We start from the raw sequence: 18,368 nt of genomic DNA, 5'->3' as shown, positions 1-18,368 counted from the left end.
GACGACAGGAACTGCGGCGGTGACGACGACCCGGCGCGCCCCGTATTTCAGATCGGTAACGCAAGCTCCTATGCTTAGCAGGAGCCTTTCTAAGGATTTGGGGGCGAGTAGTCGTGAGGAAACCGGTATATGAGTAGTGTTCTGACAATCCGCGGAGGCGTCCCGCTGACTGGCCGCGTCACCGTGCGGGGGGCCAAAAATCTGGTCCCAAAGGCCATGGTGGCCGCCCTGCTGGGCAACGAGCCATCCGTGCTGCGCAACGTCCCTGAGATCAAGGACGTCGAGGTTGTCACCAGCCTGCTCCAGCTCCACGGCGTCACCGTCGAGAAGGACCCCATCACCGGGGATCTGACCCTCGATCCGACCAACGCCAAGACCGCCTCCCACACGGCGATCGACGCGCACGCCGGCGATTCCCGCATTCCGATCCTGCTGTGCGGTCCCTTGATCCACGCGATCGGCGAGGCGTTCATCCCGGACCTGGGCGGCTGCAAGATCGGTGACCGCCCGATCGACTACCACCTGAACGTGCTGCGGCAGTTCGGTGCCGTGGTGGAGAAGCGCCCCGGCGGCATCCACATCTCCGCGCCCGGCGGCCTCAAGGGCGCCAAGATCTCTCTGCCGTACCCGTCGGTCGGCGCCACCGAGCAGGTGCTGCTGAGCGCAACGAGGGCCGAGGGCATCACCGAGCTCTCCGGAGCGGCCACGGAGCCGGAGATCGTCGACCTGATCGCAGTGCTGCAGAAGATGGGCGCGATCATCAGTGTCCAGACGGACCGCACAATTCGGATCGAGGGTGTCCCGGACCTCGGCGGCTACAACCACCGCGCCCTTTCGGACCGCAACGAGTCGGCCTCGTGGGCGTCCGCGGCGCTGGTCACCCGCGGCGACATCTTCGTCGAGGGCGCCACCCAGCGCGACATGATGACCTTCCTCAACACCTACCGCAAGGTCGGCGGCGGGATGGACATCGGCGACGACGGCATCCGCTTCTACCACAAGGGCGGCAAGCTCAACCCGCTGGTCCTCGAAACGGACGTGCACCCAGGCTTCATGACGGACTGGCAGCAGCCGCTCATCGTGGCCCTGACACAGGCGGAGGGTGTGTCGATTGTCCACGAAACCGTGTACGAGAACCGCTTTGGCTTCACCGAGGCGCTGATCCGGATGGGCGCCAACATCCAGGTCCACCGCGAATGCCTCGGCAGTGTCCCTTGCCGGTTCGGCCAGCGCAACTTCCTGCATTCAGCCGTGATTTCCGGCCCCACCCAGTTGACCGGCACCGACATTGACGTGCCGGATCTGCGCGGCGGATTCAGCCACCTGATCGCGGCACTGGCGGCCAACGGCACCTCCCGGGTCACCGGCATCGACATCATCAACCGCGGTTACGAGCGCTTCACGGAGAAGCTCGCGGGCCTGGGCGCCGATTTCGACATCACCTCGGCCGAGTAGCGGGTACCACGTGAATGAGTCGGCCAAGAGCCACATCACTTTTGTTGTTGTGGCCGCGATTGTCCGTCCGGTCATGAACCTCCTGATGCGGAAGGAATGGATCGGCCTGGAGAAGCTGCCCGCCGGCGGCTTCATCGCAGCACCCAATCACTGCACCGAAATCGATCCCCTGGTTGTGGCGCACATGCTTTACAACCAGCAGCGGATGCCGCGCTTCCTGGCCAAGGCTGGACTCTTCAAGGTGCCCGTGCTGGGATTCGTGCTGCGCGCCACCAAACAGATCCCGGTGGAGCGCTCGACGGCGGGCGCCAACCGCTCGCTGCAGATCGCCAAGGAAGTGGTGGACGAGGGCGGAGCCATCATCATCTACCCCGAGGGCACGCTGACCAGGGACCCCGAGCTGTGGCCGATGAAAGGCCACACCGGTGCCGCGCGGATGGCGCTCGAAAGTGGAATCCCGGTGGTGCCGATGGCTCACTGGGGCGCCCACGAGGTGTTGCCGCGCTATGCCAAACGGCTCCACCTCTTCCCGCGGAAGACCTCGCGGCTGGTGGTCGGCGATCCGGTGGACCTCAGCGCCTTCGCCGGGCGGCCACTGGACAAGGCCACCCTCGCCGAGGCCACCAGCGTGATCATGGCGGCCATCACCGAACTGCTGGCCACCCTCCGCGGGGGACAGCCGCCGCTGGTCCGCTGGGACCCTTCGGCCCACAACCAGTCCACCCACGGCCGCTTCATTGAGCGAGGCGGCAAAACTGGCGGTTCTGCAACACCAGAAAAGAAACTTGGGGATAGCGACGAATGACATTCGATCAAACGCGAGGACTGTCGGCCACGAGAGTTGCTGTACTCGGCGCCGGATCCTGGGGGACCACGTTTGCGAAGATCCTCGCTGACGCTGCGACTGCTTCCGGCATCGAACGCGACATCCGGCTCTGGGGCCGTCGTGAAGAAGTCGTTGAACAGATCAACCTGAAGCACCGGAACGAGCAATACCTCAAGGACATTGCCCTTCCGCCCAGCATCACCGCTTCCACGGACGTCGCCGAGGTCCTCGCCGGCGCTGAGCTTGTTGTCCTTGCAGTTCCGGCCCAGACCCTGCGGCCGCAACTGCGCCAGTGGAAGAACCTCCTGGCGCCCGGCGCATTGGTGGTTTCCCTCATGAAGGGACTCGAACTGCACTCCGACGCCCGGATGAGCGAAGTCATCTCCGAGGAGCTCGGCATTCCCGCCAACAGGATCGCGGTGGTATCCGGACCCAACCTGGCCATGGAGATCGCCCGGGAAGAACCCACCGCCTCCGTCGTGGCCTGTTCCGACCCGATTGCGGCCGGCTGGATCGCCCGCAGCTGCACCGCCCCGTACTTCCGCCCCTACACCACGGGCGACGTCGTCGGCGTCGAAATCGGCGGGATCGTCAAGAACATCATCGCCCTGGCCGTCGGCATTTGCGAAGGCAAGCAGATGGGGGACAACACCAAGGCCTCGGTCATCACGCGTGGCCTCGCAGAGACCTCCCGGCTGTCGCTCGCCCTGGGCGGCGAGGCACAGACGATGGCCGGGCTCGCCGGCCTCGGCGACCTCGTGGCGACCTGTTCCTCGCCGTTGTCCCGGAACCACACGGCCGGGCGGCTGCTGGGCAAGGGTCTGACCCTGGACGAGGTCGCCGCCGAAATGACGCAGACGGCCGAGGGGATCAAGTCCGCCCAGGCCGTGCAGGAGCTGGCCGGTAAGCTCGGCGTCGAGATGCCCATCACCGCAGCGGTCGTAGCCGTGCTGGCGGGAAAACTGTCCGTCGACCAACTGGGGCCGCTCCTCCTGTCCCGGGACCTGAAACCTGAAGGCGATTACTAAGCGTGTCTGAAGAAAACGTGAGCACAGCGGGCCGATCCGGCCAGGTACGGCCCCGGGTGGCGGTGCTGTTTGGCGGCCGCTCCAGCGAACACGCCGTCAGCTGCGTGACGGCTGCCGGGGTCCTTGGCGCGATCGACCAGACGAAGTACGAGGTCATTCCGATCGGGATCGCCAAGACCGGCCAGTGGGTGTTGGCCTCCGGGGACACCCATGACTGGTCGCTCTCGGCTTCATCCCTGCCCGAGGTCGCGTCCTCGGCCCGGACCGTGGCGCTGACCGAAATCGGCGGCGAGCACCAGCTGATCGTGGCCTCCCCGAACGAGGTCCCGCAGGAACTGGGCGCCGTGGACGTGGTGTTCCCGCTGCTGCACGGTCCGTTCGGCGAGGACGGCACCGTCCAGGGCTTCCTGGAACTCTCCGACACCCGTTACGTGGGTGCCGGTGTGCTGGCGTCGGCTGTGGGCATGGACAAGCACTTCATGAAGGTGGTGTTCGAATCCGCCGGGCTCCGCGTGGGTCCCTACATCGCCGTGACGGACCGGCAGTGGCGCAACGACCCCGAGACGGTGCGCAAGCGCGTGGACCAGCTCGGCTTCCCGGTTTTCGTCAAGCCCGCGCGGGCAGGTTCGTCCATGGGCATTTCCAAGGTGGACTCGCTCGAAGGCCTGGACGCCGCGGTCGAGGCCGCCCGCGAGCATGATCCGAAACTCGTCATCGAGGCCGGCATCGTCGGCCGCGAGATCGAATGCGCCGTGCTGGAAGGCCGGGGGACCGACGCTCCCCGGACGTCCATGCCCGGCGAGATTTCCGTCGCAGGCGGCGGGCACGAGTTCTACGACTTCAACGCCAAGTACGTGGACGACGCGGCGGCCCTCAGCTGCCCGGCCGACCTCCCGGACGAAGCCACCGCCCGGGTCCGCGAGCTGGCCGCCGTCGCATTCGACGCCGTCGGAGCCGAGGGCCTGAGCCGGGTCGATTTCTTCTACACCCCTGAGGGTGAGCTGATCATCAACGAGATCAACACCATGCCCGGGTTCACGCCGAAGAGCATGTACCCGCAGATGTGGAAGGCCTCGGGGCTGGGCTACGCGGAGCTGATCGACGAACTGATCTACCTGGCGCTGCACCGCAAGACCGGCCTGCGCTAGGGCCTACTGGCTCGGCGGCAGGTTCTGCAGGTCCGCCTGGCCTACGCAGTTCCGCGCCGCCGGTACCTTCGCGGCGGCGGCGGCGAGGTCTGCGAGCACCGTGGCGGAACTGATCTTGTCCGGGTCCATCAGGATCTCAGTGGCGGGTTCGCGCCCGAATGTGGTCAGGGTCCACACCGGGTCGCCCTCCTTGATGACCCAGTCGACGCCATTCACGCTGACGCAGCGGTCCGTCGTCGGCCCCGGAACATTTACCCCGCAGCGCAGGATGACCAGAGACGGGTCGCCCCAGGCCGCGGTTCCCTGGCTGTTGGTCTTTCGGAGTTTGGCTTCGCCGATCGCATCCGGCAACGCCACCATCATGGGGGCACAGGCCGCGTTCGCCGCGTCCGTGGCGGGCGGGACGTCGACCACCGGAGAGCAGGCGCCCAGCACGATCCCTGCGGCCGCCGCCGTGGCCAGCAGGCGGAGTGGACGTGCGGAAGCCTGGAAACGGTACTGGTGCATTGATTAAGCCTATCCCGGCCCGCCCGGCGTTGCGGCATGGCGGTGCGCTCACTGGCATGCCGGATGAACGTAAGATGAACGGCCCGAGTCGGCAGTCGAGTAGACTGGGAAAATCGTGCAACTCTGGGGCGCTGCCGGCAATGACGTCCTATCTGGCCAGAACCACGCACACTCGTTTAGCTCATGTATCTGGGGGAGGGACGGCCATCACGTCGCGCAGCCTGAAATTCAACATCGCACGCACCGGACTCACAGCACTGCTGGTAGCCCTCGCCCTGTCGGCGGCGGTCCCTGCCGCGCAGGCTCAGGATGAGCCTTCACCAGGCCCGGTGCCGGAAATCGTGTTGCCCACTTTGGCGCCGCCGACGGCGGAGCCCGTGCCGTCACCGGCTCCCTCCGAGACGGCAGATCCAGTGGAGCAGCCTTCCGACCCCGTGACGGCGGAGCCCCCGGCCGTCCCCGCGCCGCCGGCCGCAGAGACGCCCCCACCCGCACCGGCCCCGGTGCCGGGCGCCGTCGTCGCTCCGCGGGACGCTCCCCGGATCACCCCGCCCCCCGCGCCGGGGATCACAGAAACAGACAAGGCCCCAGCCGAGGCGACGGAGTCGCCGTCGCCCACTCCCGCGCCCGCGCAGTCAACGGCACCCGCCGTCGCTGCCCAGCCCGCTCAGCCTCCGGCCGTTATGCAGGCACAAATCCAGGCCGCCGTGGCCGTCGCCACCGGCAGCCCGCTGGCGGTCCAGGTGCTGACTGTCCTGATTCTGCTCGCCGCCGGGTTCGCGTACAACAGGTTCCTCAGCGGGAAGAGCGCCAGCTTCGCCCCGAAGGCCGGAGAGTAAGAACCCGGATGCAAAAACACGCCCGGCCCAACTCTGCCCGCACTGAACCACAAACCTCCCCGGTCCGAATCACGCTGCTGACGCACTCATACTGGCCGGAGCACAGCCCGCCCCAGCGACGCTGGACCGCCATGATCAAGGAATTCTCGCGCTCCGGCTGGGACGTCGACGTAGTGGCGCCCGTAGCGCACTACCCCTTCGGACGGCGGGCGTTGCCCCGGCGGTTGGCGGGCAGGCCCTTCCGGCTGCAGGATGGACAATTCACCGAGAAAATCCTCCGGGTGCCGTATCTTCGTCACGGCAACTCCCGCGCCGCCCGTCTGGTGGACCAGTGCTTTTCGGCAGCGCTCTCAGTGCCCGCCGGGCTGCTTCTCCGGAAGCCCGACGTCGTCATAGTCACCGCGCCGGCGCTGCCGTCCCTGCTCGCCGGATACGCTCTCGCGAAACTGCGTGGAGTACCGCTCATTGTCGAAATGCGGGATGCGTGGCCCGACCTTGCGCGCGATGCCCGCCTCGTCCAGGGAAGCGTCAAAAGCGTCGTTGAGCACGTCGTCGATTTCGTCCAGCACCGGGCAGACCTCGTGGTCACGGTGACCGAGGGTTTCGCTGAAACCCTTCGTGCACGCGGAGTCCGCAGGGTGGCCACCATCAGCAACGGCCTACATCTGGACGCCATCCCGGTCCTCGATGCACCGGACCTGGAGCGTCCGGTTTTTGAAGCCCTGTACCTCGGGAACCACGGCGAGAGCCAGCGGCTGGAGGTGGCGATCCGGGCCAGCGCTTTGGTGGGCGACTCGATGCACCTGCACATGGTCGGACACGGGACGCGGCGCCGGGCCCTGGAGAAGCTCGCCCGGGACTTGAAAGCCCCGGTGACCTTTCACGCGCCGCTTCACGGCGACGCCATGATGGAACGCTACGCGTCTGCGGACACCTGCCTCGTTTCCCTCCGCGACGACTGGAAGTCCTTCGAAACCACCGTTCCATCCAAGACCTATGAAGTCCTGGCCGTTGGCCGCCACGTGACCGCCATGGTGCGCGGCGAGGCGGCGCGTGTCATCGCCGACGCGGATGCCGGCGATATCGTGGCCAGCGACCCGGAGGTCCTGGCAGCTTTGTGGCGTGAACTGGCCGCCGACCGGGGGCGGCTTGTCCGCAACGGTGACAGCCGGCAGTGGGTCAAAACCCACGCCGAGTATGGGCTGCTGGCCAGCCGGTACGTGGACATCATCGCTGAACTCCTGGGCAAGGCATCCGTAGACACCCGATGATCCAGGTCCTCAGAAACTTGCGGCTCGCCGCACACACGGCAGGACAGCACCTAACGGACGATCCGATGCTGCTTCTCCTCCAAATATCGCGGCGCGTGCCGTCCCCGGTGGTTCGTCCTCTGGCCCGACTCGCCGTTCTGGCGGCCCCCCGGGGTTCCGTTGCCGTACCCGTGGTGCTCGCATCCCTCATGCGCGGCGACGACGACGACGTCTCGCGGCGTCTGCGGCTCGCCGCGGACCGCCACGTCGCCGGTGAGAAAGCCAGGAAGCTGGCGGACATCGCGCTCGTAGCCCATCAGCCGGAGCTCTCGGACCTCCTGCTGGCCGGTGCAGGAAATGCGCCGGGCCTCAAGTCGGCGCAGGCACGCAGGCTCTGGTATGCCGGGGACCTCAGCGGCGCCGTCGCCGTCCTCGATGGGTCCAACCGGGCCGGGCGCCAGCAGCAGGCACGGCTTGCCGGCGAGGCAGCCGTGTATACCGGCGCCGGACCCTCCTTGAGCCGGCAGGCGTTCACCCCGGTACCCGGCCGGGTCCTGCATCTGTTGACCAATTCCCTGCCCCACACCGCCAGCGGCTACGCCCAGCGGTCCCACTCGGTCATGGCGGCCCAGCAGGAGGCGGGCTGGGACGTGCTGGCCGTCACCCGCCTCGCCTACCCCGTGCAGGTCGGAAAGCTCCTGGCCCACGGCAGAGACGTCGTGGACGGGGTTGAATACCGACGCCTGCTCCCGTCGGGGCTGGCGTCGACCATGGACGCGCGCCTGCAGCAACAGGCCGAGGAATTGCTGAAAGTGGTGCTGGACTTCAAGCCCGGCATCCTCCACACCACCACGCACTTCGTCAACGGTCTTGTGGTCCGGGCGGTGGCTGAGGCCCTGGGGATTCCCTGGGTCTACGAGGTCCGCGGGCAGCTGGCGGACACGTGGGCAGCCACGCACGGACCCCAGGCCCGGGCCAGCCAGAAGTACCGCTTGTTCCGGGAACGGGAAAGCGACGTTATGCGCGACGCCGATCTCGTCGTGACGCTGGGCCATGCCATGAAGGCCAATATTGTCGCGGCAGGAATCCCCGAGGAGAAGGTCCTCATCGCCCCCAACGCAGTGGGCGGGGCCTTCCTCGAGACGCCGCTGGATCCGGCCGGCGCCCGCCGCGAGCTGGGACTGCCGGAGGACGGACTCTACATTGGCACCGTCAGCAGTCTTGTGGCCTATGAAGGCTTGGATGACCTCGTGAGGGCCTTCGCGCTCCTTGCGCCGGAACACCCCCAGCTGCGCCTGCTGATCGTCGGTGACGGCGTCTCCAGGCCCGCCCTGGAGGAACAGATCGGCGCCCTGGGACTCTCGGACCGGGCAATATTCACGGGGCGGGTACCGCGGGACCTCGCCCCCCTGTACCACCAGGCTCTCGACGTCTTCGTGGTCCCGCGCAAGGACCTGGACGTGACCCGTGCGGTCACTCCGCTCAAGCCAGTCGAGGCCCTGGCGAGTGCCCGGCCAGTGGTCGGGAGCGACCTGCCCGCACTTCGGGAGATAATAGACGACGGCGGTACCGGGCTACTGACCCCCGCCGAAGACCCCGGTGAGCTCGCCCAGGCGATCTCCACACTGCTCTCCGACGCCGGCTACCGGGCGGCGTTGGGACAGGCGGGCCGCGCTGCGGTGCTGGCCGGGAGGACCTGGGCGGCCAACGCCACGACCCTGACCACCCGCTACGCTGGGCTGCACCATGACCATGAGGAGAACGAGTAGTGTCCGCAGATAGTGCAATAGACCCGGAGCCGGTGGCAGTTCAGCCGCTCTCCGTGGACATGCGGCGGCTGACCCGTGTCGGTTCGCGGCCATCCTTCCTGGATTATCTCGTCCGGCTCTGGGACTTCCGCGAGTTCATGTTCTACGACGCCCGCGCCCGCATTCAAAGCGGAACGCGCCGCGACCGCCTGGGCAGCGCCTGGCTGCTGCTGAACCCCGTCTTCAACGGCCTGACGTACTTCCTGATCTTCGGGCTGCTGTTGAACACCAGCCGCGGTATCGAGAACTTCGTGGGCTACCTTGTGGTGGGCATCTTTGTGTTCCAGTTCAGTTCAGGTGCCATCACGTCCGGCGCGCGCTCCATCCGGAACAACAAATCCGTGGTTCAGGCATTCAATTTCCCACGGGCAGCGCTTCCCATCGGCGCCAACGTGCGGGAGCTGCTCCGGGCGGTTCCCCTCATCCTCGCTATGCTGCTGATCGTGGTGGTGCTGCCTCCCGGGGAGGAAATCACCTGGCTCTGGATTCTGGTGTTACCGGCCATCATGCTGCAGGCGCTCTTCAACCTGGGCGTGGGACTCATCCTGGCCCGCATCATCTCCCGAGTCCACGACGTCACGCACCTGCTGCCCTTCGCACTCCGGGCGTGGATGTACGGCTCCGCCATCTTCTTCTCCTATGACCGGTTCGTCACCCATCCCGAAATCCTCGCCGTCATCAAGCTCAATCCCTTGTTCAACGTGATCGACATCGTCCGGGACTGTGTTCTCTATGCCACGGTGCCCCAGTGGCAGTCTTGGGCCATTCTCACCGCCTGGGCCCTCGGGGCGCTGGGCGTGGGCCTGGTTTACTTCTGGAAGGGGGAGGAATCCTATGGACGCGGATGACCAGGAGCTTTACATCGAGGGTCACCCCTGCGTGGTGGTAGACAGCGTGGAAATGCGGTACCGCGTGGCATCCAGCGCGGCTTCTGACACGGACGCCGACGAGGCCACACCCCGCCTCTTCCGCCGCGCCGTCAGCAAACCCAACATGGTTACCGTGCACGCCCTGAACCGGCTGTCGCTCGTGGTTGAACGCGGCGAGTCCGTGGGCATCATCGGCCGTAACGGTTCGGGCAAGAGCACGCTGATGAAGATCATCAGCGGGCAGACCAGACCCTCCAAGGGTGCCGTGTATGCCTCCAGCACCCCCATCATGCTCGGCGTGAATGCGGCGCTCGTGCAGGACCTGTCCGGCGACCAGAACGTGATCCTCGGATGCCTCGCCATGGGCATGAGCCGGGCCGAGGTGGACAGAAAGTTCAACAGCATCGTGGAACTGTCCGGACTTGAAAAGTCCATCCACCTGCCGATGAAGTCCTACTCATCCGGTATGGCGTCGCGCCTCCGCTTTGCCATCGCAGCGAGCGTCGACCCCGAGATCCTCCTGGTGGATGAGGCGCTCAACACCGGTGACGCCCAGTTCGCGGACCGCAGCAAACTGCGGATGGATGAACTCCGTGAACAGGCGGGCTGCGTGTTCCTGGTCAGCCACAGCCTGGACACCATCAAGGACATGTGCACCCGGGTGATCTGGCTGGACAAGGGCGACCTGATCATGGACGGTGAGCCGGAGGTCGCCATCAAGGCGTACCAGGAGTTCACCCGCCACCTCTCCAAGGGCAACAATATTTCGGCCACCAGGATCCTCGACGACGCCAAAGCGAACCTCGTGGCCACCGAGGTCCGCGGGCGGTCCTCACGCCGGAGCCGGGGCTGATGGCGGGTCTCCGGGAGATCCGGACAGGATTGTGGCATCTGCGAAGGGGCGGCCCGGCCCAGTTCAAGTCCTGGCGGTCCCGCCAGCGGATTGAACGGGGCTTCGCCGCGCCGCGCAACGTCCAGGGCGTCGAAGCGGCCTGGACCGGCCGCGGACACAAGCGGCGGCTCTCGCTCCTGCCGGCGAACCTGCCGCAGCAGCAGCCAACCCGGCCGGATGTGCGTGCCGCTGTGATCCTGGATGACTTTTCGGCGCTGGCTTTCGGCTACGAATGGTCCACCATCCCGGTCCATCCGCACACGTGGCGCAGTGACCTGGCAACCGGCGCTATTGACCTGTTGTTCGTGGAATCGGCGTGGGCGGGAAACGGGGGACTGTGGCGCGGCAAACTGGCCGGCCCGAAGGGTCCCAGTGCCGAGTTCCGCGAACTCGTCAGCTGGTGCCGGGAGCAGGGCATCGCCACCGTCTTCTGGAACAAGGAGGACCCGCCCCACTATGACGATTTCCTCCCCGCCGCACGGCTCTTTGACCAGGTCTTCACCTCCGATTCCGGCCGTATTCCCCAGTACAGGGTGGATCTCGGCCACGAACGGGTCAGGTCCCTTCCGTTCGCCGCCCAGCCCGCCATCCACAACCCCGTCAGGCCGGGACACGGCCGGCACAGCAGGGACGTGGCCTTCGCGGGAATGTACTTTGCCCACAAGTATCCCGAGCGCCGGGCACAGATGGACTACCTCCTCGGCGGGGCGCTGGACGCGTCCACCAGGATGCGAACGGGTTTGGAAATCTTCTCGCGCCAGCTCGGCGGGAACGCCGAGTACCAGTTCCCGGCACCGCTGGATTCACGGGTCGTCGGTTCGCTGAGCTACCCTCAGACGCTGTCCGCCTACAAGGCATACAAGGTCTTCCTCAACGTCAATTCCGTCGTTGACTCGCCCAGCATGTGTGCCCGGCGCATCTTTGAAATCACGGCATCCGGAACTCCGGTCGTGACGGCGCCCAGCCTGGCCATGGAGCAGTTCTTTCCTCCCGCAGCGGTTCCGGTTGCCGCCACCCGCAAGGAAGCCGAACACCTTACCCGCGCGCTGGTGTCCAATCCGGAGCTGAATGACCGCACGGCCCACCTGGCCCAGCGCGCCATCTGGGCGGGCCACACGTACGCCCACCGGGCGGAGACCGTCCTGCAGTACGCCCTCCCGGGCCTAAACGCCGGTGTGCGGCGGCCGTCGCTCTCGGTGCTGTTGCCAACTATCAGGCCCCAGAACCTTGAGCATGTCTTCCGGACCCTTGCGGGACAGCACGGCGTGGAGCTGGAACTGGTGCTGCTCACCCACGGCTTCCGGCTATCCACCGAACGACTGGCGGAGCTCTCCGAGCGTTCCGGGCTGCGGAACGTGGTGCTCCTGGAGGCGCCGCGGGAGGTTTCGTTGGGGGAGTGCCTGAACAGGTGTGTCGCCGCCTCCAGCGGCCAGGTCCTCACCAAGATGGACGACGACGACCACTACGGCCCGCACTACCTGAGCGACCAGCTTCATGCTTTGTCTTATTCGGGGGCGGACGTTGTCGGGAAGCAGGCGCACTACATGCACCTTGAGACGTCCAACGCAGCCATCCTGAGGTTTGCGGCCAGGGAGCACCGGTTCACGGACTTCGTCATGGGACCGACCATCATGGCCCGCCGGGACGTCTTCACGGACCACCCGTTCCAGCCTGTCACGGTCGGCGAGGACACCGGATTTCTTCGCTCTGTCCATGCCGCCGGTAAGGTCATCTATTCGTCGGACCGCTTCAACTACTTCCAGGTACGCACCGGTGATGGACACACTTGGCAGGTAGAAGATGCCGAACTGCTGGCTTCGGGCGACATAAAATTCTACGGAAAGCTACATGGACATGTTGACATCTAGAAGTGCCGAGACGGGCGCGACGATCAGGACGGTCGCCGTCGTCGGGCTGGGCTACATCGGGCTTCCCACAGCGGCTATCCTGGCCACCAACGGTCTGGAGGTCATCGGGGTTGATCTAAACCAGAGCACCGTGGACGCCGTGAACAACGGGGACGTGCCGTTTGTGGAGCCTGACCTGGGCATCCACGTCGCGGGTGCGGTCAGCAGGGGAAGGCTTAGAGCCCAACTCGAGACTCCCGCCGCGGATGCCTACATCGTGGCCGTGCCGACGCCGTTCAATGCCGACAAGTCCGCGGACATGTCCTACATTGCCGCCGCCGCCCGGGCCATCGCGCCCCAGCTGAGCGGTGGTGAGCTGGTGATCCTGGAATCGACGTCACCGCCCGGGAGCACCCGCCGGCTCGCCGAACTCATTCTGGGGATCCGCCCCGATCTGAGCCTTGACGGCCTGGACGGCAAGCCTGCCCTTTTAGTGGCGCACTGTCCCGAACGGGTGCTGCCGGGCAGGATCATGATCGAGCTGGTGACGAACGACCGTGTGGTGGGTGGCCTCACGGCAGAGGCTGCCGAAGCCGCGGCTGCGCTGTACGGAGTGTTCTGCCAGGGCGAAATCCACCTCACGGACGCTGCAACGGCTGAGATGTCCAAACTGGTGGAGAACGCCTACCGCGATGTGAACATTGCGTTTGCGAATGAACTGTCGGTCATCAGCGAAAACCTCGACATTGACGTCTGGGAGCTCATTCGCCTGGCCAATCATCATCCCCGGGTCAACATCCTTCAACCCGGCCCCGGCGTGGGCGGCCACTGCATTGCTGTGGACCCCTGGTTCATTGTGGCCGCGGATCCGGAGAATTCCGACTTGATCCGCACTGCCCGCGAAGTCAATGACCGCAAGCCTGGTCATGTCGTGGAACAGGTCCGGAAGGCTGCCAGCGGTCTCAGCCGTCCGGTGATTGCCTGCCTGGGCTTGGCCTTCAAAGCCAACATCGACGACGTCCGGGAGTCTCCGGCAGTGGAGATCGTCCGGCGGGTGGCCACGTTGCAGCCCGATGCGGATATTCTTGTCGCGGCGCCGCACAAGAATCAGCTGCCGCAGGCGTTGGCTGAGTGTGCCAACGTCCGGTTGATGGATACGGACAAAGCGGTCGAGGCGGCCGACGTCGTGGTGCTGTTGGTCGATCACGACAAGTTCCGTGAGATTGAGCCGTCGAGCCTTGAGGGCAAGAAGATCATTGACACCCGCGGTTTCTGGCGCTGAAGACGGCGCCCCCACCGCTGCGGGTGTTTGAAATAAACGAAAAATGAGGGTCCAGGCCGCTGACAGCGGCCGGCCCAGGGGAGACTAATGCAGAACCGAAGTGACACATCAGCGCGGCTGCCCGCCGGCAAGCATTTTGCCGTCACCTGGAGCGTGCCGGTGGTGCACGGCGGTAGGACAAACTCCATGCTGCACCGTTCCCGGGCTTTTGCCGCCGAAGGTGGAGCGCCGGTGGAAATTCTTACGTTCGACAATTTCCGGGATTACCCTGACATCCGGAAGACGCTCACCGAGCAGGGGAAACTGACCGACGGCGTCACTCTCCGCAACATCTGGGAAGACCTGGCCCATCTGGCCGGCGACGTCCCCGTCCTCCCGGCGGAGGACCTGGCGGGCTTCCGTCCGCTCGGTGAGGCGGGAAAGCCTGTCACCACGGTGGAAGGCGGCCCGAGCGGGCGAACCCAGAGATTTGCCGCTGACGGCACCACGCTGCTGCAGACGGACTACCTGCGGGAGGACGGGACACTCTTCCTTTCGGACTGCAACGACGTTGACACCCCGGGCCAGCACGGGGGCAGGTCGCTCACCCTCTGCAACGCCCAGGGCCTGCCGGTGGAGCAGTGGCGTTCATCCTGGGACATGTACCGGTCCTGGCTGGATCACCTGACGGACGGTAACGACTCATACTTCATCGTGGACAACAAGCACGCGGCGACGTTCATGAAGACCTATCGGCGGCCATCGGCGACCGTCTTTCTGATGGTCCATGATTCCCACCTCGCCACAGCGGTAAACGGGCCGGCCTCGCCGCTCTCGGGTTCCGGCGAGGTGGTCGTCCCTCGCTTCGACAACTTCGACGGGGTGGCAATCCTGACCCGGATGCAGGCAGAGGACATCAGGGCACGCGTTGGGGACATCGGCAACATCCATGTCATACCCAACAGCCGGGCGGTGCCCGTCCAGCCCGTGGAAGGTGACCGCGACCCGACTGCCGGGGTCTTGCTGGCGCAACTGCGGCCCCTCAAGCAGATAGATCACGCCATCCGGGCAATCACCGACGTGAACCACCGGCTCCAGACACCCGCGACCCTGGGCGTTTACGGCGAGGGGGATGAGGGTTCCAGGCTGGAAAGCCTCATCCAGCGGCTGGGCGTTTCCTCACTCGTCCAGCTGAAGGGCCACACCCATTCGCCGGCCAAGGTGTTCGGTGAGTCTTCGTTTTCGCTGCTGACGAGTTCGTCCGAATCGTTTGGCCTGGTGATTCTGGAGAGCATGTCCGCCGGCTGTGTGCCCATCGCCTACGACATCCACTACGGCCCGTCGTCCATCATCACGCACGGCGTCAACGGCTACATCGTTGAATACGGGAACGAGAAGGCGCTGGCCGAGTGTGTGGCAGCATTCCTGGCATTGCCGGCCGAACAAAAGGCCGAAATGCGGGAAGCCGCGATTTCCAGGGCCGTCGATTTCTCCGACGCCCCCGTCGTCTCCATGTGGTCCGACGCGTTGGCTTCCGCGGCGGCCATGAAGGCCATCCCCGCCCCGGAACTTTCCGTGGCAGTAACGGACACTGCCTGGGGAATATGGTCTGATGGGGCACTCGATCTGCGGGTAACCGCCCGGTTGACCGCTGAGAGCGACAGCCTCGATGCCTCCACGCCGCGTTTCTTGTGCCGACTCAGAATTCGGGGCACCGAGTCCTTCTTCAGGGCGTCGGGTGAGCTGACGGGACAAACTGCCGACGGCGTGTTCTCGAGCGTCTTCCGGTTCGCCCCGGACGTGATGCGGGCGCTGGGTGAATCCGTGGTGGATGCCACCCTTGAGACCCACCTTCTGGGCCGCCGCGTGTCGTCGCGGCTGCCCTTTCGTGCCGCTGTCCCCACACCGATGGACGTGTATGGAACGGTGCACGGAAACCTGAGCCTTCGCCCGTTGAAGCCCGCAGCCTCCACATCCACAGCCAATGCAGTCTAAGTTTTCGGAGATCGTTATGAATAAGCAGGACGTGCGCGATGACCGGGCCCGCAGCCACCCGTCCCTGCCCGAGGGGTATCACTGTGCCATCACCTGGGGGATACCCACGGAGTACGGCGGAATGACGAATGCCCTCCTGCACCGTTCGCGGGCGTTTATCCAGGAGGCAGGTGTGCCCGTGGACGTCCTGACCTTTGCCTGGTCACTTGACTACGGTGATATCCGTTGCGAGCTTGAAGCTGCCGGTGAATTGATACCGGGGCTGCGGCTGCGAAACCTCTGGGAAGAACTGGGCCAGCTCACGGAAAGCCAGCTGGCATCGGCGAAACCCGGCAAGAACGTCGTCGGCGAATTTTCGGCGATTGGCACGGCGGAGGAGTCAACGGACGAATCGAGCGGCGGGGTCCTGCGCCGCCGGGTCCGGTATGCCTCCGACGGGAAGACGGTCCTCCAAGTGGATTATTTCCGCGCGGAGGGAACTGTTGTGGCCTCTGATCGCCGCGACGTCTCCGTCAGGGGAGTCGAGGGCGGGCGGCTGGTAACCCTGTGCGGTATCGACGGCCGTCCCGTGGCTTCCTGGAACCAGATCTGGCCGCTCTACCTCTTCTGGCTTGACTGCGTGGTCGAAGGCCGCGAGTCCTTCATGATTGTTGACAGCAAGTCGACCGCCAATTTCATGACCCGCTACCGTCGCGACAACGTCGTGACTATGCACTTGGTGCACAATTCGCACATGGCCAGCGGTGCCCTTCCCCCGTACGGGGAGCTCAGCCCGACCCGGCGGTACGTGTTCGAGCGTTTGGGTTCCTTCGACTCCGTGGTTTTCCTGACCGAAAACCAGAAGAAGGACGTGGATCTGGTCTTCGATAATCCCCGGAACACCTGCGTCATCCCGAACAGCAGATCTCTTCCCACGGTGTCGGATCCGGAAGCCGGCCACACGCCGGAACTCGGTATCATCCTGGGCAGCTTGACCGGTCGCAAGAGGCTTGACCACGCCATCCGCGCCGTAGCAGAGGCAGGAAAATCTTCTGACGTTGGGTACAAGTTGGAGATCTACGGCCAAGGACCAGATCAGGCCGCACTCTTGAAGCTGATTGACTCGATCGGCATGGAGGACCACGTCGCCTTGCGGGGTTACTCCATTGATGCCCGGCAGGAATTCGAGCGTGCTTCATTTACGCTCCTGACCAGCAAACTGGAGGGGCAAGGGCTGGTTCTGATTGAGGCCATGAGCGCGGGATGTATTCCCATCTCCTACGACGTTCCCTACGGGCCTGCTGACATTATCGAGGATGGCGTCAATGGATTCCTCGTGAAGGCGGGCGACATCTCGGCGCTGGCGGAGAGGATACGTCAACTCAGCACCATGAGCGGGGAAGATGTCCGGAACATGCGCCGGGCTGCGGTGGCCAGAGCCCACGCCTTCAACGACGAGATGGTCGTCAAGAAGTGGGGGACGGCCATGCGGGACGCGATAGAACGAAAGCTGTGGGCGGCCCCTGTCCCTGTTTCAAAGGACTCACACTAGGCGCTGCATGATCCGCCCGCGACTGGCCGACGCCGGTTTGGGTTGCGCCAGACGCGACTGACCCCCCGCTCACACTAGCCTGCGCAAAATTTGCGCCTTCCCTGCGTCTCCTCTGGGCCCGCGGTCGATAGCATCATCTGGCTGCCTGCCGACGGTTGATGGGAAAGGACCTGCCCGGTCCTTCCTGAAACGTCGTCAGAAGTTGGACGATGGATCACTTCGGGACAGGATTCCGGCGAGGGTGATCCCTATTTAAGGGTGTCAGATGCAGACCAAAGGCTTGACCCAAGCGCTTCGGAAGTCCGCTGTCGCGGGACTGACAGCGCTCCTGCTCTTCTCCGGCCTTGCGGTTGCTCCCGCAGCGGTTGCCTACGATCCCGCGTATGCGGTGCCGACGGAGTTGAAGAGCACGGGGCAGACGGACACGACAGTGAGTTTGTCCTGGGTGAAGTCGGCGAATGTGCCCCGGTACCGGGTGCAGGTGTACACGAAGCCGGATATGAGTGATGCGGTGTACTACCGGTTCACTGATTCGGCGGTGGTGATTCCCGACCTGGTGAAAAGCACGGAGTACAAGTTCCGGGTGCGGGGGATCAGTGCCGACGGGCTGGTGTCCCTGACGGCCTATTCCGCGGCGGTCACCGCGTCCACTGCGGCCGCGCCCGCCTACATTGCGCCGACGTATGCGGTGCCCACGGGGTTGAAGAGCACGGGGCAGACGGACACGACGGTGAGTTTGTCCTGGGTGAAGTCGGCGAATGTTCCGCGGTACCGGGTGCAGGTGTACACGAAGCCGGATATGAGTGATGCGGTGTACTACCGGTTCACTGATTCGGCGGTGGTGATTCCCAACCTGGTAAAGAGTACGGAGTACAAGTTCCGGGTGCGGGGGATCAGTGCCGACGGGCTGGTGTCCCTGACGGCCTATTCCGCGGCGGTCACCGCATCTACTTCGTCCGCGCCGACCTATGCGGTGCCGACGGGGTTGAAGAGCACGGGGCAGACGGATACGACGGTGAGTTTGTCCTGGGTGAAGTCGGCGAATGTGCCCCGGTACCGGGTGCAGGTGTACACGAAGCCGGATATGAGTGATGCGGTGTATTACCGGTTCA

The 18,368-nt window shown here is 65.2% G+C and carries 15 protein-coding genes; 14 read left to right on the top strand and 1 reads right to left on the bottom strand.

The window, feature by feature from the left end:
* The first annotated feature begins 129 nt into the window (after nt 1-129).
* From murA to AC50YC_RS05080, 4 genes are read left to right on the top strand one after another with little or no spacing between them, the layout of a single operon-like run.
* Nucleotides 130-1,455 carry a UDP-N-acetylglucosamine 1-carboxyvinyltransferase gene (gene murA, locus AC50YC_RS05095; protein ID WP_354349988.1) on the top strand — a complete coding sequence of 442 codons (1,326 nt, stop codon included), beginning with the start codon at nt 130-132 and terminating at the stop codon, nt 1,453-1,455.
* A gap of 10 nt (nt 1,456-1,465) precedes the next feature.
* The gene (locus tag AC50YC_RS05090) at nt 1,466-2,260 is read left to right on the top strand and encodes a lysophospholipid acyltransferase family protein (protein WP_494952513.1); all 795 of its coding nucleotides are present in this window, start codon (nt 1,466-1,468) and stop codon (nt 2,258-2,260) included.
* Nucleotides 2,257-3,309 (top strand): NAD(P)H-dependent glycerol-3-phosphate dehydrogenase, encoded by a 1,053-nt coding sequence (locus tag AC50YC_RS05085; RefSeq protein WP_494952512.1) that lies wholly within the window; start codon nt 2,257-2,259, stop codon nt 3,307-3,309. The genes AC50YC_RS05090 and AC50YC_RS05085 overlap by 4 nt, the downstream gene beginning before the upstream one ends.
* 2 nt (nt 3,310-3,311) lie before the next feature.
* Nucleotides 3,312-4,457 (top strand): D-alanine--D-alanine ligase family protein, encoded by a 1,146-nt coding sequence (locus tag AC50YC_RS05080; protein WP_494952511.1) that lies wholly within the window; start codon nt 3,312-3,314, stop codon nt 4,455-4,457.
* A gap of 3 nt (nt 4,458-4,460) precedes the next feature.
* Here the strand turns inward: AC50YC_RS05080 and AC50YC_RS05075 are convergent, their stop codons facing one another.
* Nucleotides 4,461-4,964 carry a DUF3515 family protein gene (locus AC50YC_RS05075; protein WP_494952510.1) on the bottom strand — a complete coding sequence of 168 codons (504 nt, stop codon included), beginning with the start codon at nt 4,962-4,964 and terminating at the stop codon, nt 4,461-4,463.
* 413 nt (nt 4,965-5,377) lie between these two features.
* Between AC50YC_RS05075 and AC50YC_RS05070 the strand changes: the two genes are divergently transcribed.
* The 10 genes from AC50YC_RS05070 to AC50YC_RS05025 form a co-directional block, all read left to right on the top strand.
* Complete coding sequence (locus tag AC50YC_RS05070; RefSeq protein ID WP_494952509.1) at nt 5,378-5,803, top strand: hypothetical protein; 426 nt, start codon at nt 5,378-5,380, stop codon at nt 5,801-5,803.
* A gap of 8 nt (nt 5,804-5,811) precedes the next feature.
* Complete coding sequence (locus tag AC50YC_RS05065; protein ID WP_494952508.1) at nt 5,812-7,074, top strand: glycosyltransferase family 4 protein; 1,263 nt, start codon at nt 5,812-5,814, stop codon at nt 7,072-7,074.
* 173 nt (nt 7,075-7,247) lie between these two features.
* Nucleotides 7,248-8,822: a glycosyltransferase family 4 protein gene (locus AC50YC_RS05060; protein ID WP_494952507.1), complete on the top strand. Its 1,575-nt coding sequence runs from the start codon at nt 7,248-7,250 to the stop codon at nt 8,820-8,822.
* On the top strand, nt 8,822-9,709 hold the full coding sequence (locus AC50YC_RS05055; protein ID WP_494952506.1) for an ABC transporter permease: 888 nt from the start codon (nt 8,822-8,824) through the stop codon (nt 9,707-9,709). Before AC50YC_RS05060 ends, AC50YC_RS05055 begins: the two co-directional genes overlap by 1 nt.
* Nucleotides 9,696-10,583, top strand: coding sequence for an ABC transporter ATP-binding protein (locus tag AC50YC_RS05050; RefSeq protein ID WP_494952505.1), 888 nt, complete (start codon nt 9,696-9,698; stop codon nt 10,581-10,583). The genes AC50YC_RS05055 and AC50YC_RS05050 overlap by 14 nt, the downstream gene beginning before the upstream one ends.
* On the top strand, nt 10,583-12,490 hold the full coding sequence (locus AC50YC_RS05045) for a glycosyltransferase family protein (RefSeq protein WP_494952504.1): 1,908 nt from the start codon (nt 10,583-10,585) through the stop codon (nt 12,488-12,490). Before AC50YC_RS05050 ends, AC50YC_RS05045 begins: the two co-directional genes overlap by 1 nt.
* A complete protein-coding gene (wecC, locus tag AC50YC_RS05040; protein ID WP_494952503.1) occupies nt 12,471-13,751 on the top strand; it encodes a UDP-N-acetyl-D-mannosamine dehydrogenase in 1,281 nt (426 codons plus the stop codon). The genes AC50YC_RS05045 and wecC overlap by 20 nt, the downstream gene beginning before the upstream one ends.
* Nucleotides 13,752-13,838: 87 nt before the next feature.
* On the top strand, nt 13,839-15,725 hold the full coding sequence (locus tag AC50YC_RS05035; protein ID WP_494952502.1) for a glycosyltransferase: 1,887 nt from the start codon (nt 13,839-13,841) through the stop codon (nt 15,723-15,725).
* Nucleotides 15,726-15,741: 16 nt separating this feature from the next.
* Nucleotides 15,742-17,256: a glycosyltransferase gene (locus tag AC50YC_RS05030; protein ID WP_494952501.1), complete on the top strand. Its 1,515-nt coding sequence runs from the start codon at nt 15,742-15,744 to the stop codon at nt 17,254-17,256.
* A 265-nt stretch (nt 17,257-17,521) separates the two neighbouring features.
* Nucleotides 17,522-18,368, top strand: an 847-nt coding sequence (locus tag AC50YC_RS05025) for a fibronectin type III domain-containing protein (RefSeq protein WP_494952500.1), incomplete at its 3' end; no start/stop codon positions are given.

The sequence above is a fragment of the Pseudarthrobacter sp. MDT1-56 genome (assembly GCF_059383555.1).
Note: the sequence above shows the minus strand (reverse complement) of the source record. Positions and strands in the feature narration are given on the sequence as shown.